This is a genomic window from Ruegeria atlantica (assembly GCF_013032505.1).
Lineage (GTDB): Bacteria > Pseudomonadota > Alphaproteobacteria > Rhodobacterales > Rhodobacteraceae > Ruegeria > Ruegeria atlantica_F.
The window spans coordinates 1-17,085 of the sequence record NZ_WQCG01000018.1; the positions used below are offsets into that span (position 1 = coordinate 1).

The window sequence follows — 17,085 nt, forward strand, 5'->3', positions numbered from 1 at the left end:
TACAGCCACGCAGCGTGCGCGATGATTTGAGGAGGAAATCGGTGGCGCTTGTAGCTGATTGACGATGACTTCATCGATGTCACCTAGGTCCAATTACGGGCACGAGCAACCGAACGACAGTTAACGTGACAACACCTTCGAGCTTTTTGCTATTGGAAGCCTTTTTGCAACGCTCACGTTGCTAAAGCACTTGGAAACACGGCCAACTGCGCAACCCCTGAGAGACAAAACCTAGACTCGCAACCCTAATTATCGATAAGTTTACCTTAGGTAAACGGTTCGCTTTGGTGTGTTTATGCGTAAGTTTCGTCAGTTACCACCTACAAAAGCTCAGCGGGAAGCGGCTTTGCTGTGCCCGTGTTGTGGAACATTGCCGAAAGGTACAGGAGGCAATTCTTTTAGGGTGTCCGTAAAATTGGCCATGCTGGTATTCAATATTCCTATGGCAATATGGACAGCCGCCAGTTCTGAGAAATTTAACTCAGCGGTTCTTGAATTAGGCGATAAGTTACCACAAACAGCTGAGAAATTAACCTCCGTGGATAGTACTGGGTTAGCCTTAACTTTTTGGGTTTTAGGCGACATCGCATTGGCGCTTGCGATGCTTTCGACCAAGGGCTGAAACTGGTTTTTCTGAAATTGATGAGACGAATGGTGTCTCTTCGCGCGGGCGAATTTAAGGACTCTTTCCGGACCTTCTCTGCATGCCAAACTAAGGTCCGCTCCGGAAGCAAAAGAAATTCCCTGCGCTTAAAGGGAAAGGCTGTAGCGGCCGATCTGCTTCCGGCTAGACCGCTCGACCCGGATCCGCGGTCACGCGGTTCCGGTCAACAGGCGGACACAATTTGGCGCGACGGGTCAGGAGTTGCACTTTGGTGGCCAGACGCATTCCCATAGCGGCAAGGCTTGCGCGCGGGCAATAGCTGGGAGATGGCTTTTCAAGAAAAAGGCCCACCGAAGCGGGCCACAAGTTAAACCGAAGGAAAGTCTCGAGGTATTGATACCAGGCTAGCGCTTGCGCGCGCGATCGACAACACCGTCGGCTGTGATCGTGGCAATGCGGTCCTCAGTGCGCCAGGTCATTTCCACCCCGTCCCCTGTCATATGCGCCTCGGCAAACTCCGTGAACTTGAAGATGCTGCCATCCGCTTCAACATGGGTTTCGTCTTCCGTCGAGCGGCGTTTGACCGACCCGTCATGTCGGATTTCAATGATCGTGTTGTCGGCCATGCGGACCGTCACGGAATGCTCATCCACGGCGACGCCTTATCTGCGCAACCTTCGTCCGCCGCATCGAGTGGGTTCCGTAGGCGCTTGCTTCCAGTCCGACAGACGTGACCCAATCGCGGACAATCCATGCGTACTGCCTTGTTGAAATATGCAGGCGCTCATGGAACCGACCCGGCCATAGATATTCAGAACCGACCATCAGTTCATCTTCCATCCACTTCCCGACAGACGCGCGTGTCCCCTCAGATATTTCGAACCGCACGGACTTCTGTGTTTTGCTCTGCAATACCGAGGCGCGGTCTTTGATTTGACCAGACGCCATGATGTCGACCACTTTCATCTTCACTAGATCACAGCCACATAGCTTGCTGTCGATGGCCATGTTGAACAAAGCGAGGTCGCGATAGTTCTCGGCTAGTTCAAGTCGCACCCTGATTGCCCAAAAGTGTTTTGGTTTCAAAGGACGCTTCTGACCGACGATGCGCCCCTTGTTCCACGCCGGGCGCAGAGCGCGAATGGCGGGTAGAGTAACCGGGAATTTTCATCCAACCAGGCACCGTTGTATGCAACTGCACATTTACCGCAAAGTGGACCGCGATGGTTTGGGTGATCCGGGTTACCTGCAACGCGGGATATTGTGTCGCCACGCAATACAACTGAGATACCGCAACCGTCGTAGCAATCACGGGGACACGAGGTACGTATGGTGGATTTGGTTGTTTTGATCATATTCACACATTACAAACCAAAATAACTCGGTCCACCCAAATGAACGTCGATTAACCCGAGGTCATCGCGGAGAGAAGCTCCAACCAGAGCAATAGCGATTGAGATGGCAAGCTAAGTAGGTTTTTTCGAAGCTTTGGCGCCCTGCATCAATTCAGCGATGGGATCTGACGTTGGCTGACAGTTTTGCGTAGTGTTTAAATGTATAGGTTCCGGGCATGATTGCCTTTTGGGGATCTCATCGACTGCTTAAATGCGCTCTAAGGCGGAAATCGTGCAAAAGAGTGGTTTCATACCTCGCACGAAAAGCGTTTGATTAACCATTGGCCGATCAACTTGTTCCACGATGTCGTCGAGATGCTTATGCCTGTCCATTTCTGGGGGGACAACCAAACACCATCAACACCTTGTTCGGGCTCGTTCACAAACTCAGACTCTATTGGTTTGCTTCTGCCATATTCATAATAGGCGTCACTGGAACTGCGTTCGACCTGACAGGTGGAGGCCGAGTTCGCCACAGAGCCGACTCTAGCCGTTCCAAAAATTGCGACACAGTTCCTTTATGAGCAGTTCTTCCGTCAATAAAAACTATTGTACCAAAGCCGCATCCAGCCGGGCAGAGCTACAGAAACACCGTTTGGCATATTCGATCTTACGGATGGACCCGGCATCAAGGCCAACGGCTTTGCCACAATCTTCGCGTGCGGCACCCGCCATCTGAAATGCAGGGCCGTTTCGACCGGAGTTGGTCAATTGGTCATGTTGCGCCACCGCAACCTGCAAACGAGCCATCAGGTCGTTCTGCAACTCGTCGCCAATGGCACTTTCTGAAAGCGCAACATCCCGGTAGCTCCGGCAGGCAGCCAATATTTCCGCCAAGCCGACCGTAACGCGGCGGTTGCGACGCTCCGCTGTTGTGACAGCGATCAGTAGGTCTGTCTTGCCGCGACTCGAGATATCGCCGATCTGATCAACGGGTACGCCGGCGGCGACAAGCGCCTGCGCGACCGTCTTCGCCCGTCTTTGTCCAAGGTCCAGATTGTAGCCCGACGACCCAACCGCATCCGTATAGCCAACCACCACGGTTGGTTTGTAACTGTCGGTTGCTTTGAGGCGCTCTGCGATTTCGGCGACTTGCCGCTGACCTTCTGCATCCAACTGATCGGAGTCGAAATTGAAGTTTACCGTTCCGAATACCTCTGCCAGGACGCCGACCGGCGCCAGAGACAAAACCAGAAAAACCACCAGTCGGACGAGCCCAAATAAATGCACCATTTCAACCTCGTTCAGTAAACAGCCTCTGAAAAATTCAAAGGCTGGTATATTATGGTAAAATCAACTCCCGCTACAGGCGAGTCTCCTTCAAGTATCATAATATTTGTTGCCAATTGCACGTTGTTAGGCAATCTTTCTTGTAAATTTATCCTAACAGCATTTCCAAATAGGTTAGCTCTAGAGGAAATCCATGCGCCAATTCCTGTACGGTACGGCAATTATATGCATCGCGGCGATACCATCACCGAATTCTGCCAATGCGTTATCTTTGGAAGACGCGATTCTATTTGTCCTTGAAACCAACCCCGAGATTACGGCTGCCGAAGCCAACAAGCAGGCCATCGAATTTGAACTACAGCAAGCGCGCAGCTTTTGGGCCCCACGATTTGAATTGGATGCCTTCGCGGGAGGCAGCATAAATGACGGCACCACTACGCCAGATCTATCCGCCGCCGACGGCTGGATCGGCGGTTATGAACTTGGCGCGCGGGTGTCCCAACTGCTGTTCGATGCCGGAGAGACACGCTCGGAAACCGAACGTCAGGCCTATCGGATCGACGCCGCGGCCCTGCGTGTACTAGAGCGGTCCGAGGTTCTGTCTTTGGAAGCCATACGTCTCTATGCAGATGTCTTGCGTGTCCAATCTCTTGTGCGGCTTGCCCGCGAGAACCGGGACTATCATGTCGAGGTACTCAAGCGGATTCAACGCGCCTACGATAGTGGCGTTGTGGGCATAGGTGACTTACAGCAGGCCGAAGAACGTCTGATCCTGGCTGAAGATACAATCATCTCGTTCGAATTTGACCTTGATGACGTCAAGAACCTGTTCATCGCTGTTGTGGGGGTTGATGCCGAAGGGCTTTCGACCATACCGGATATTCGGCGCTCCCTTCCGGCGGATCAGAATGCAGCACTTGAGATTGCGCGCCGTAACAATCCGACAATCCGGTTCCTTCAAGCAGATGTCGGCTCGGCCGAGGCCCAGTCGCGCCGTACGAATGCAAATGCTTTTCCCAAGCTGTTCCTTGAAGCAGACGGCCGTGTTGGTGAGGACGTCGGTGGTTATGAAGGCGACGTAGCCGATGCACGAATTGGTCTGGTCATGCGTTACCAGTTCCAGGGCAGTTCAAAACGGGCCGCGCGCCAGGAAGAGATACGCCGTGTCAGCGAGAGCCGCGCGCGATTGCTGGCTCAGACCCGCAATGTCGAAAACGAGGTACGCCAGAGCTATTCCATCTATCGGACAGCACAGCGACGGACCCAGAAAATAACTGCTCAGGTCAAGATCGCGCAAAAGCTGCGCGACACATATGAACAGGAATTCATTGTCGGTCAGCGCTCGTTGCTGGATGTTTTGAACACGCAAAACGCCCTATTTCAGGCCGAAGCGAACCTTGTGAACGCCAAATCGGCTGAAAACTACGTGCGCTATCGGATACTCGCTTCGATCGGCGTGTTATTGAGAACCATGGGTATCGAACCGCCCGAGGACAGCCGCGTCTATGCCCGCGACGAGCTGAATGTGACACCACGCAGCCAGACGGGGGGCGAGCAGAGGCTGGATGCGAGCACATTCCGCGATTGGAGGAAATCGCTTGACTGACACGACCCTGCTTTAGCCGGAGCCAGCCCCATCGCTACCGACAAACCGCCAGAACGCCCCGCAACCACTCGTGTGAACATAGCTCCGCGTGTCGTCTCTGGTGGTCGCGCTTCGGCAAAGACCAAGCAAGGCTGGCAGTTTGAGGAGACCCCGAAAGACGCGCTGGCGAACGCCATCGCCACATGCATGCGCCTGGTCGGTCACGATACCGGAGTCGAAGTTCTGATGTCAGGACGCCCGCTGGACAGCAACGGGTCTTTGACACCGACCGAAGGCGTCAAAGCGGTTGAGGCGCAGGGTTTTCGCGCCCATCTAACACGTCGCGAATTAAACGATATTCCCGGATCAGTATTGCCTGCCGTTTTGTTCCTATCCGGGCGCGATGCCTGTGTTTTGCAAAGCCTTGACGGAGAGCAAGCCACCGTCATCTGGCCAACAAGATCGAACGACCCGCTGATACTGCCCGTTGGCGAGCTATCCGACCGCTACGTTGGTCATGCGTTACTGCTGCAGGTCGATGACAGTTCCGAGGTTGGTCACGCGGTGTCCGACACCGCTGGCCACTGGTACTGGAGCGTCGTGAACCGGTTCTGGCCCGACTATATGCAGGTAATCATGGCCTCGGCGATGATCAACCTTCTGGCACTGGCAATGCCTCTGTTCACGATGAACGTTTACGACAGGGTCTTTCCAAACGCCGCGTTGATCACGTTGTGGTCCCTGGTCGCAGGGGTTGGTTTGGCGCTGCTGGTCGATGCGATTTTGAAATGGGTGCGCGCAAGGGTCGTGGACAAGGTTGCGCGCCGTGTCGATCTGGCTGTGTCGTCCGAGATATTTCGCCATATCGCTGATCTGCGCCTGGATACGCAATCGCAACCTACTGGCGGGCTCATAAACAACCTCAAAGATTATGAACAGGTGAGGGATTTCTTTTCTTCGCAAACCCTGGCCTCGCTGACTGATCTGATCTTCGCCGTGTTGTTTATTGGTGTCATCGCCTACATCGGGGGGCCACTGGCCTGGCCGCCTGCCATCGCGTTTTGCCTCGTTTTGATCATGGGGCTTGTGATCCTTGTGCCTCTGCGGAAGGCCTCCGACTCCGACCGTCAGGTCACGGGCGTCAAAAATGCAGTTGCTGTTGAGACTGTGAGTGATCTGGAGACGTTAAAGGCGGTATCGGGCCAAAGCCGGATGCAAGCGCGATGGGAGCGGATGGTTTCAGAGTCTGCAACCACGCAAGAACGCAGTCGCCGGTTGGCTACGTTCGCGACGACCATAACGGGATTTGCCCAACAACTTTCCTCTATCGGGATCGTGGTGATCGGCGTTTATCTGGCGTTAGAGGGTAATCTGACCATGGGAGCGGTGATTGCCGCCATGATCCTTTCTGGGCGGGCAATGGCCCCCACCGCAGCCTTGTCTGGGCTGTTTGTGCGTGCCAGCTTTGCCATTGCGACACTGCGCGGCCTGAACGAGCTGATGTCACAACCGTCGGACACAGGGGCAGCAGGGGCGTCGTTGAATGCACCAGCCAAGGAAGGTGCCTTTGAAGTACGAAACGTCTCGTTGCAGTATTCGGGGACAAAAGTTTCGGCACTGACGGAGGTGTCCTTCACAAGCGATGCGTTGGCGCGGGTCGGAGTCATCGGACCAGTTGGTGCCGGCAAAACAAGCCTCGTGCGCATCTTGTCCGGGCTCTATACGCCCACCGAGGGTATGGTTCTGTTGGACGGGTTGAATATGGCCCAACTGGCTCCGGCCAGGTTACGCAAGGACGTCCAGTTGGTCCCGCAAGAGGCGGTTTTGTTCTCTGGTACTTTGGCCGAGAACATTGCCTTTGGGGTGCCGCACGCAACTAACGAAGACGTTTTGCGCGTTGCCAGGTTGGCAGGTGTTGACCGGATCGCCGCTGCGCACCCGCAGGGTTTTGGCATGCCAATTACCGAACGTGGGCGCAACCTTTCTGGTGGGCAACGGCAGTTGGTCGCTTTAGCCCGTGCTCTGCTGCCGCGCCCGCGGGTTTTGATTCTGGATGAGCCAACGTCTTCGATGGACACTCAAACGGAACAGGTCTTTGTTCAGAACCTGTCGCGAGTTCTGGCGCATTGGCCGATGACCCTGATGGTGTCGACGCACCGTAGCAGCCTACTGGCACTGGTCGACAGGCTGATCGTGCTGGACAAGGGCAAAATTGCTGCGGACGGACCCAAGGAAGACATCCTTCGGCAACTGGCGAAAAACAACCGCGGTGAGTCGCCATGAGCAATCGGGATTGGGAACTTCTTGACTTCGCACGAGGCTCCGATGCCGCCGGGCTGCGTCGTTCATCGGGGTGGGTGTTCCCTGTATTGGTGGGGCTGCTGCTGGTTTTTGGCTGTGCATTGTTATGGGCCTCGCTGGCCCGGATCGAGGAACTGGCCCGCGCAACTGGCCGCGTTGTTCCCTCGGGCCAGGCGCGGGTCGTTGAAAGCCTAGAAGGCGGGATCGTTCAGGAAATCGCAGTACGCGAAGGTGATGCGGTTGAGTTCGGACAAGTTCTGGTTCGACTGGACGATACTAGCTCTGCCGCCAGTCTGGGCGAATTGCACGCGCAGCAACGGGCACTGCGCGCTCGCGCCTTGCGACTTGAGGCCGAGTTGGCCGGAGCGGCCCAGCCAGATTTCACAAATGCCGGGATCAACCCAGACAGTTCACTGGCTGTACGGGAAAGCGCCCTGTTCGATAGCCGAACCGCGTCGTATCTGGGTCAACGCGCTGTTCTTGATGCACAGGTTCAACAGCGCGTTCAGGAAATTGCCGAGCTCAGCGCCGCATTGGATCGTGTTGCTGAGAATATTGCGCTGTTGGACGAGGAAATTCAGATCAAGTCTGACAGCGGCATCGTCCCACGCGCCCAAATCTTGCCGGTTGAACGTGAACGAAGCGCTCGGCGGCAGGAGCGCGACGCGCTGACCGGTCAGCGGGAACAAGCCCGGGCCGCCCTGACTGAGGCCAATGCCCGCGTCACCGAAGCCGAGTTACAGCGCCGGGCTGAGGTCAATATCGAACGTTCTGATACGCTCAACCAACTCAGCGTGATCGATGAAAGCATCAAGAGCGCGACAGATGTGGTGAACCGTGCCGCCCTGCGAGCACCGGTCAACGGCATAGTGTCATCGCTGAACGTCCACACGATCGGTGCCGTGATTGCACCCGGTGAAGAAGTTTTGCGTATTGTCCCCGCCGATGACTCGCTGCTGATCGAGGCACGAGCAAAGCCTGAAGACGTGGCCTTTCTGCGCCCGGGATTGCCCGCAAGCGTGAAACTCACGTCGTTCGACTTTACCGTCTACGGGGCGCTCGATGGTGAGGTGACTCGCGTTGGGGTCGATGCCGAACAGGATGAAGCCACCGGAGAAATCTATTTCCCGATCATAGTCGAAACCCAAAGCAATGCCCTTGAAAAGAACAACCAAAGATTGGAAATCCGCCCCGGCATGGTTGCTTCGGTCGATATCCTGACCGGAGAGCGAACCGTTCTCGACTACATTCTAAAACCCTTCCGCAAAGCCCGGTTCGAAGCGCTGCGGGAGCGGTGATCAGTTTCAGATCACCGCCGTCTGCTGGGCACCACTGGCGTCGTTGAAGATCACCTCAACCTCGGTCGAGAAACCGCCCCCGGCTGTATTGACCGTCGCAACCAGTGTTCCACGCACGTCGAGTTCGCCGTTTGTATTGTCGTAGGTGACTTCCGATCCCAGGTTACCAGGATCTATGTTGACCAGGGTCGTCAGGTCGATCTGATCTCCTCCGGCGGGTCCTTCGTAGTCTGTGATCACATCGGACATGGTCAGATCGGTCATCACGAAGATGTCCGATCCCGCGCCGCCCTCCAAACTGTCCGAGCCTTCACCGCCGTTTAGAATATCGGACCCTGATCCGCCTATCAAAACATCGTTCCCAGAGCTGCCGATAGCCCAATCGTCATCAGCACCCAGATCAATACTATAGCCATTGTTTGAGGCAGAGAGATCAATGAAATCATCGCCGTCCAACAAGCTGAAGCCTTCGATCTCGGCATAGGGCGACGTGCCGGACAGAACCACACCATCATTGCCCGCCGTACCTTTGGCTATGTCCTTGCCCCCAACGGCTCCGGTTACGTCATCCAGCAGATCGCGCGGCGCACCTGCAGGGTCCGTGATCGTGGTTCCCGTGACCTCCATCTGAAGCGTATCGATATCCAGATTGGCAGTCGCCTGAGCACTGGCGGGAGGCGTGCCGCCATCCACGACGTCATAAGTCAATATGGGCGTTCCCACATATGCATTCGGCACGGTGATCTGCTCACCAGCTGCCTGCACATCATTACTCACGTTGGTCGGATCATCCGATGCGACATTGGCTATGCTCAACGCATCCATGTCACTGGCGTTTGCTAGCAATTCAGCGTTGGTGATGAAAAACACCGGATCCGTAGACGTGATGTCGACCGGACCGGATACGCCTGGGAGGTCATTCACATCAAAGCTGAAGGCAACGGGCAAAGATGTGCCATGGTTCGTCGTCGCGACGACTGAGCCTTCAACCGCGCCGGCAAAATTGCCGGGCAGCAGGACCGCCACTGCGGCCACAAGGACCGTGAACTCTGCTGATGTCAACGCCCCCCGAGTCAGCGTCAGGGTTTGCCGATCGGGTGACAGAACACCATCCGAAACGGTTGCGCCCGCTGGCAGCGGGTCGTTGAACGAAACGGCGACCTCATCCAGCGTTTCGATGCCAAGCGTGTCCGTGACGATTGCGTCGATGCCCAGTTCAACCACGATTGGCGCTCCGGTCTGCGCCGAGGAATCCGGGTCAGGATCAACTGAAAGATCCAGATCGAGAGATGGCGCTATCGTCAGGTCCAGATCGGCCGGTGCTGAACTTTCAGAATCCGAGAAACTGCCGTCCAGCGCCGTATCGGTTGTGATGGCCACCACCTCAAGTGTGACATCACCTGCAAAGTCCAGCGGTGGATCAAAGGTCACCGTTCCGGTTGGGTCAAAGGTGACATTTCCACTTGGATCCGTGCCAACGGGGTTGCCCGGGATTGCTACGACACCACCGACAATTGGCTGCTCGACCCCGTCTAACAGGATTTTTCCACCTGGCGGCACGGTGATTTCAAAAGCCATCGTTTCATGCGGGTCTGGCGTAGTGCCAGAAATATCGAGCGTATAGACAGTCGCATCATCCTCGACCCCCGTATCGGGTGTTACCGAGGCGGTTACCGTTGGCAGATCCGCGTCAGGCCGAACCCGAATAATGAAATCAACCGACCCGCTGTTGCTGTCCGAATTCTCGGTTTCCAGGGTGTTTACGGTCAGAGTCAGTGGAATTTCATCCGGTATCGAGGAATCCAATCCGTCAGGTGTCCTCGCGTGCTCATCGCGCAGCACGAACTGGATCTGCCCAAAGGCATCGTCTGACATCGTGTACGTTCCGTCGCCGTTGTTAATAAAGCCGCTGGAAGGCCCGGTGACGATCAAATAATCCGGCACGCCGGACAAAACCAACGTCACCTCTTCCGACCCATCCTGATCAGGAGAGCCCGCGTCCAACACACTACCCAATGTGAATGGAACATCTTCGATGATCGTGATCACCGGCGTAGCTCCGCTAAGGTCAACAAAGGGCTGTCCGGTATCCGGATCAATTGGCGTCTGATCGAAGTTGAAAAATGGATCGTCAGCGACAGGAATGATCGTCAGAGTTTGCGTGATCGTGTTGGACAAGGTGGACCCGTCCAGGTCTTGGGACGTGGCGGTCACGGAGTAGTCCAACGGGCCGCTGTAATGCTCGTTTGCAGTAATCTGCAAGGTCGGCAATTGATCTACGGTAACCGTATATCTGGTCTTCCCGCCGGGCACCGATGTACCTGGTATCGGGTTTCCCGCTCCGTCCAGCAAGGCACCACCATTCGTACTATCGATTTCGATAATAATGTCGCCGACGGGTCGCTCTCCGGGGTCAATGCCGCGTATTTCAATGTTGGGCGTGAAAGCCGTATCCTCAAGAACCGAGTTTGTCGCGAGCACTACGATCTCGGGGCCATCGACAACAGGGTTAATCGTGATGGCAAAGGACGAATTCCCGCTTGTGGTCGTATTACAGGTCGCATTGACCAGGATCATCGAATAGTCGAGTTCGTTCAGCCCGTCATAGGGATCATCCGGCCCGAAGGTTTCATCGGCCGGGAACGAGGCCGGGCTGGATTCGTGCTCGGGCGGGGTAAACAGGATCGAGCCTGCAGTTTGTGTAGGGTCAGAAGGATCGACACCCAGCACACTCAGGTCGATTGCATATTGCCCGGTGACCGGGTCAAAAAGAATTGCGCCGGGCGGGTCACTGCTGAGCGTTGCACCATCGGGTAAATCAAGGCCGAGTCCAAAGCTGCCCGTGACCCCGTTGGGTAGGTTCACAAGATCATCGATACTGTCATAAAACGGAGGCACCGGCGTGATTTTTATCCTGAACGCGATCTCGGTGTCTTCATCGCCGCTGCCGACCAATTCCAGGATTGGCAACGGCAGTTCCTGTTCGGGCTCACAGGGGTCGGGTCCGCCACCTGGGTTGGGCACAACTACAATACTGAATTCTTCCGACACCGCGGCTCCCCCCGGCAGGCTGTCGATCTGCAGTATGATCTCTTCAATGGTCAGGCCCGTCAGATTGGACAGGTCTGCATCGTCTTCTGTGACAATGGCGGTGAAGGTCAGGTTGTAGTAAGTCGTTTCGGTCACGGCCGTCGGGACAAACTGAAGGTTGGCCAGTTGGCTTTCAGTGACCAGATAACTTTCGCCGCTTGCATCCAGCGGAGTCGCGTTTGCAAAACTGGTAGCGGGATCAACGCCTGTGATCAGGTAATAAATCGTTTCCGAGCCGTCGAAATCCGCAGCCGGGTCGCCTTGGGGCACAAGTATCTCGGTCATCACGCCGGATAGCGGAGTCACGTCGGCGATAAAGGTTTCATCCTGCTGGTCGCTCGTCACACCATTTTGGATGACGCTGTCCCGCAGGCGGCTGTCCAAAAAGAACGGTGCATTGGAAAATCCGGCATAGCCGTAGATCAGTTCAGAATTCGGGCGCGTATCCGTTGTGCCACCTGGATTGAACTCACCGGCAATGGCACCCGTGTATGCAGTTTCGTCCTGTGAGGTGATGATCGGATCATCAGCCACGCCGGTTACAGTCAGCGTTGCAGTTCCCGTCGCAACCAGGTTTTGTGACGGGTCGAGTGTTTCATAATACTCCAAGGACACGTCAAAGACGAAGTCTTCGTTGCTGTCTTTCCCGGGCAAAACCCATAAGTTGGATGCCTGCACAACCGTGAGCTCCAAACTGCCGCTCGGACCGGCAAAAACTGGGAACAACTCAATCGAAGCCGGATCACCCGGAGGCCCATCAAAAAACTGCGGAACACGTCCGCCCGAGTCCGGGATAATGTTGCTGATAATAACAATGTCGAGGATGGCTTCAGGCGATTCAGGTGAATTCGTTGGGTTGTCGATCAGGTTTCCGTCAATCGGAAAGAACACAGCAGTATCTTCGGCTGTCGTGTAGCTCTCGCTTGGGTCGCCGCCGTCAATAACCGGATCGATATAAAGCTGGTCGGCCAGCTGAGTCACGCGTGTCCCGCCACCGTCAGATTCGGTTGTCACAACTTCGACGGTCGCGCTTGTTGGTCCAGCAAAATGCCGTGGGATGCCGCGCACCTCTGCGCCTGTCCAACCGCCATTCTCAAGGCTCCAGGTGTTGAAGCCCGGTGGCGTGTTTACTTCGGTCAGCAAGGCCAGAATCTTAGGGCCACCCGGATTGGCTGGGTCAGGCACATAAATCGTGACCCCAGCTGGTACATTGCGCAGGACCACTGCGGAAACTTGCTCACTACCATCCTGATCCTGAATGATAGGCTCGAACGGGATTTGCCAGACACCACCAGCGGCGTCGATTTCACCTTCGTTGCCTTCAGGCAATTCCAGGATAACAGCGAAATTGTTGACCGGTTCTACGTCTACATCAAAGGTCGCATCCGACACCTGATCGTCCGTGGTAACAGTGTTGTTATCCTGTGTTGTCAATGTGATCTGCAGGTCATCACCAAAAAAGTCGCCGGCAGATGTGAACGGATCACCGTTGTCGCGATCGACGTCATAGTCTTCGTACAATGTCGGATTAAGCTGAATAGAACCTTCAAAGCTGGTCACATCCGGCACAAACGTGATCGTCAAGTTGCCGGTTGCCGGGTCGTAAGTCGCCGTATCAATCTTGGCCAGTTCCGCCGGAACCAAAGGCGACGTGCCATCGACCGAAAAAAATGCGCCCGGATCCACGTTTGTACCTGTCAGGAAATCTGCGATCCAGTCAGTCGGAATATTGGCAACGACCAGCGTGCCCAACTCTTCCGATCCGTCCGAATCCGGAGTTTCTGCGTCAAGGCCGACAAACAGGCTGACTTGACCGGGCCCGGAACCATCATCCGTGCTTTCCAGCAAGGTAAGAATTTCAGCTCCGCTGACCGAGCCATCTTCGACACTGGCTGGCACAGAGGTCGGGCTGCCTGCGGCTACCTCAGCCGCGGTCAGGACAAAGACCGATGCGGTCAAATCCGCTTCCGCTCGCGGATTGACGGTTTGGGTTATCTGAAACGTACCGGTGTCGAAGTTATCCGAAAGATCATCTTCGACGTCTCCGGTCGTCGTTTCATTCCAGGACAGTTCACCATCAAGCGTCAGAACGCCGCTGAAGTGTTGAGGTACGACGGTTTCCAACGATTCCAGCGCTGCAGTGTACTGCGCCTGCGTGGCGCCACCTGCCGGGGCCAATGTGTACGACACACTGTCCGCAGTGGACCCGGTCTGGGTGATTGTCACGAAACCCGCCAGCGCAGGATCGGCGACGCGTAGCTCGAGTTGACTTGTATCCGAAGGATCAAAGGCGTCGCTGGCAGTTGCGACGGTGATGGTCAGAGCAAGTGACGAGATCGTCTCGGAGCCGTCATTGTCGATCAGAGCAACGCCCGAAATATCGACCTCAATGGCTAGCCGTCCATTGACGTTCTCGGTCTTCTCAACATCCTGGGTATCTATATTCAATCCGTCCACGATCGCGTCTACATCGACATCCACACTGTCGGTTGCCGTTTGTGTGTCGGGCGGCAAAGGCGGAGCCTGATCCAGAGAAGTGACAGTGGCAACCAAGTCACCCCCGACGATCGTTTCGACGTCGCGATCGTCATTGGTTAGAGGGGTCATCCTGATAGCCCCATCGAAATCGGTCACGTTGGCAACCAATGTGATCGTCAACGTCGTTCCGGAAATCGTTGCCGAGGCGATTTGCGCCGCTCCTTGTTCGAACAGCGCAGGGTCAACAACTCCACCCGCGTTCGCCACCCAGCCAACCGGTATGTTCTCGATAACGATCTGCGTCAGTGCTTCCGAGCCGTCCCGATCCGGTGTTTCAGCGTCGATCAGCAACAAAAAGGATGTGTCTTCATCAACAAGGTAGTTGTCGGGGCCGCGTTCATCGACGTTTGCAGTGCTGTCATCTACGGACAGAATGATTGTTGGTTCGGCAACAGGTGTGACATTCAGATCAAAGCTTTCGACTGCGACCGTCGGGTCGCCCTCATCGGTGTCCACGGTGACGGTGATCGTAATCACACCCGAGTAATGCGTCGGCAGACTGGTCACAGCCAGCGATTGCAACGTCGCCAGATCACCCGTCCACTGCGTCGTGCCTGCGGGGTTTAAAACGGTGCCGTCACTTAAAACGGTGTCCCCGGCTGGCAAGTTGGCAAAATCCAAGGTGATAGAAGTGATCGACTCCGACCCGTCGATATCCGTCACGTCCACATCCACGTTCAACGGAATTTCTGTGCCCAGATCCTCGATCACCGTAATATCGTTCGTGGTGATCTCGACATCCTGTTCCGAGTTTACAGTGATTGTGAACGTCCCAGTCTCGATCCCATCATCTGGACCTGTATCCGTTTCACCAGCCAGGATCGCCTCATTCGTGGTGAAGGTGGCGCTGCCGGTCAGCGGTGTAGTTGTCGAGAAATCATCGGGCAATCGGATGACCAGGTCTTGGTATTGCGCAAAGGTAAGGCCGTTCAGGGTAAAAACCGCTCCAGCCGGCGCGGTTCGGAATGTCGTACCACCATCCGTCGAATAGCTAGTGTTCGCAGGCAGGCCATTGATGACAACATCGACCGTGGCGATGGTTTCAGATCCATCAAGATCAGTCGCCTGCCCCGTCACGGCATCAGCTGGGCGAACATCCAGCGGGGCCGTGGTCGTGTTGTCTTCGTCCGTAACTCCCGGCGCATCGTTTTCTTCGATCGTGATTGCGCCTGGGCCGGACAGCTGCAAATCACCTTCTGCGCCGATATCTACGATCCGGGTCGCTGTCACTGTTCCGTCACTCGGCGTGTCAGTTGCAGCCGATACATCTTCGTCTGTCTGAATGCTCAGCGTCAGGGTCAGAGGCAGTTCGCCTGCAATTCCAAGATCCGTGCGGCTTTCGGTTGAAAAGTCGGTGGGCAGGGTCAGCTCCAGCCCGTCATATGCGGCTTGAATGTCCGAAACCCGGTCCGCCGTCATTGTGATGGTGAGAGTTGTCGAGCCGTTGAACGTAGGCCTGACCACCGCTTCTGCGCCAACGGGCACTACCAAGCCAAGGCTCGCAATCGTCGACCCGGCCGGAAGCCCCTCCACGATCAGCGTTAAAGACTGGTAATCCTCAGATCCATCAATGTCTGTGACTTTTGGATCAAGTAACTCAGAGGGTTTGAACGTAGTCGGTGCATCGGATTCGTCTACGACCGTATCTGGCCCAGTATCATCGATTACGGCATCGCCCTCGGCAAAGACAGTGATTGGGAATTCCAGTTGCGCCGATCCTAAGAATGTCGTCTCGATCGCTATTGTCGCCTGCAAGGGGCCTGGAGGTGCATCATTGCGGCTTTCGGTTGAAAAGTCTGTCGGGAAGGTCAGGACCAAAGCTTCGAAATCCGCCTCGCTACCCGAGAAATTCAGTGTCGCAACACCGCCAACATCAACGATCTGGCCAAAGTTTGTACTTGTCCCTAATGGCAGCCCAGTGATCTGCAACGTGACCCGGCTGACAGCCTCACCAATATCGGCCTGCTCCAGATTGAAATCGATAAAAGACGCAGGGCGAAAGCTGACGGGAGCGTCGGTCTCAAATGCGATAGGTCGCCCTGTCAGTTCGATATCATTTTCGCCCGGCTCGGGCACGCCATCATCGTCATCGCCTGCCAGAACATCACCAAAGAATCTCCTGTTCGTTTGAAGATCGGATGGATAGTCGGATGGCGGCAGCAGTGGGTTATATACCAAACCAATAAGGGGATCGCCCACATTCACGGGCTCTTGCTCGCCGGTTCCGGGTCGGGCAGCACCCAAATCCATCATCTGAGCCACGGTTAGCCGCGGAATATCGCCCAATTGATCCCATTCGCCCAATGCCTCAACGGCATTCGTCAGTGCCGTCGCCGCGATCGGGACGCCATCGAACTGAAGAACATAATTGTTCTCTGCTCCCGATAGCAGCACAACGATTTTTCCATCTGTCCCTATCAGGAACAAGTCTCCATCAACAATGGCATAGCGGTCGGTGACAAATCCGTCTGGCAAATTGACTGCGGCCAAACCTTCGGTATCGATCACCAGTCGAAAAAGATCAGGCGTTTCGACCAGAGCAGAAGCCAATTGCGCAGAAGTCACCGAATCCGAAAACCGTTGCCCTTGGTCAATCGTGTCTTTTGCCATAACTCTGTCCCCAATCAAAAAACGCACTACTCAATATGAATACGTTAACACTTCGACAGGGTTTGCCCAAGCTCCCAGCATCGCTCACGCTGCCATAGCAAAGCTCGAAAATCGAACTCATGACATGCACGCAAAATATGATCCTCGTCGAACAAAGCGCGATCAGCCTCAAGAACCCATAACTAGTGAATTGGTTGGATAAGATGAGCCGAGCTAAGGCGAAACTTGTGATCCTCGGCAATGGTCCATGGAACGGAGCGGACCCGGCGCAGGCTCCGCGGAGAACTCAGGCTGCGGCGGACAGGTATGGCAGATCAGGTCCTTGGCGCCGCAACACGCAAAAAAGACCAAAAATGCGCATCTCCGGCCCGGGATCTGACCGCCCCATTTACACGCGATAAGTATCCCTTATCATGTTTAATTGATTTCCGCAGG

The 17,085-nt window shown here is 55.4% G+C and carries 9 protein-coding genes; 4 read left to right on the top strand and 5 right to left on the bottom strand.

Going from position 1 to position 17,085, the window contains the following annotated elements:
* Positions 1-295 precede the first annotated feature (295 nt).
* Complete coding sequence (locus GOW92_RS24285) at positions 296-622, top strand: hypothetical protein (RefSeq protein ID WP_170566317.1); 327 nt, start codon at positions 296-298, stop codon at positions 620-622.
* Between the two features lie 386 nt (positions 623-1,008).
* On the opposite strand, the gene GOW92_RS24290 is transcribed toward GOW92_RS24285, so the two are convergent.
* From GOW92_RS24290 to GOW92_RS24305, 4 genes are all read right to left on the bottom strand, one after another.
* The gene (locus GOW92_RS24290) at positions 1,009-1,257 is read right to left on the bottom strand and encodes a hypothetical protein (protein WP_170566320.1); all 249 of its coding nucleotides are present in this window, start codon (positions 1,255-1,257) and stop codon (positions 1,009-1,011) included.
* On the bottom strand, positions 1,250-1,690 hold the full coding sequence (locus tag GOW92_RS24295; protein ID WP_254453150.1) for an integrase: 441 nt from the start codon (positions 1,688-1,690) through the stop codon (positions 1,250-1,252). The genes GOW92_RS24290 and GOW92_RS24295 overlap by 8 nt, the downstream gene beginning before the upstream one ends.
* Positions 1,687-1,959, bottom strand: a complete 273-nt coding sequence (locus tag GOW92_RS24300; protein WP_170566323.1) for a hypothetical protein — start codon at positions 1,957-1,959, stop codon at positions 1,687-1,689. Before GOW92_RS24300 ends, GOW92_RS24295 begins: the two co-directional genes overlap by 4 nt.
* A gap of 585 nt (positions 1,960-2,544) precedes the next feature.
* Positions 2,545-3,231, bottom strand: a complete 687-nt coding sequence (locus tag GOW92_RS24305) for an OmpA family protein (RefSeq protein WP_170566326.1) — start codon at positions 3,229-3,231, stop codon at positions 2,545-2,547.
* A 268-nt stretch (positions 3,232-3,499) separates the two neighbouring features.
* On the opposite strand from GOW92_RS24305, the gene GOW92_RS24310 reads away from it, so the two are divergent.
* From GOW92_RS24310 to GOW92_RS24320, 3 genes are all read left to right on the top strand, one after another.
* Positions 3,500-4,834, top strand: a complete 1,335-nt coding sequence (locus tag GOW92_RS24310; protein WP_254453151.1) for a TolC family protein — start codon at positions 3,500-3,502, stop codon at positions 4,832-4,834.
* A 72-nt stretch (positions 4,835-4,906) separates the two neighbouring features.
* Complete coding sequence (locus tag GOW92_RS24315) at positions 4,907-7,096, top strand: type I secretion system permease/ATPase (protein ID WP_368040330.1); 2,190 nt, start codon at positions 4,907-4,909, stop codon at positions 7,094-7,096.
* Positions 7,093-8,412, top strand: coding sequence for an HlyD family type I secretion periplasmic adaptor subunit (locus GOW92_RS24320; RefSeq protein ID WP_170566334.1), 1,320 nt, complete (start codon positions 7,093-7,095; stop codon positions 8,410-8,412). The genes GOW92_RS24315 and GOW92_RS24320 overlap by 4 nt, the downstream gene beginning before the upstream one ends.
* A gap of 6 nt (positions 8,413-8,418) precedes the next feature.
* On the opposite strand, the gene GOW92_RS24325 is transcribed toward GOW92_RS24320, so the two are convergent.
* Positions 8,419-16,650, bottom strand: a complete 8,232-nt coding sequence (locus GOW92_RS24325) for a calcium-binding protein (protein WP_170566337.1) — start codon at positions 16,648-16,650, stop codon at positions 8,419-8,421.
* Positions 16,651-17,085: the final 435 nt, after the last annotated feature.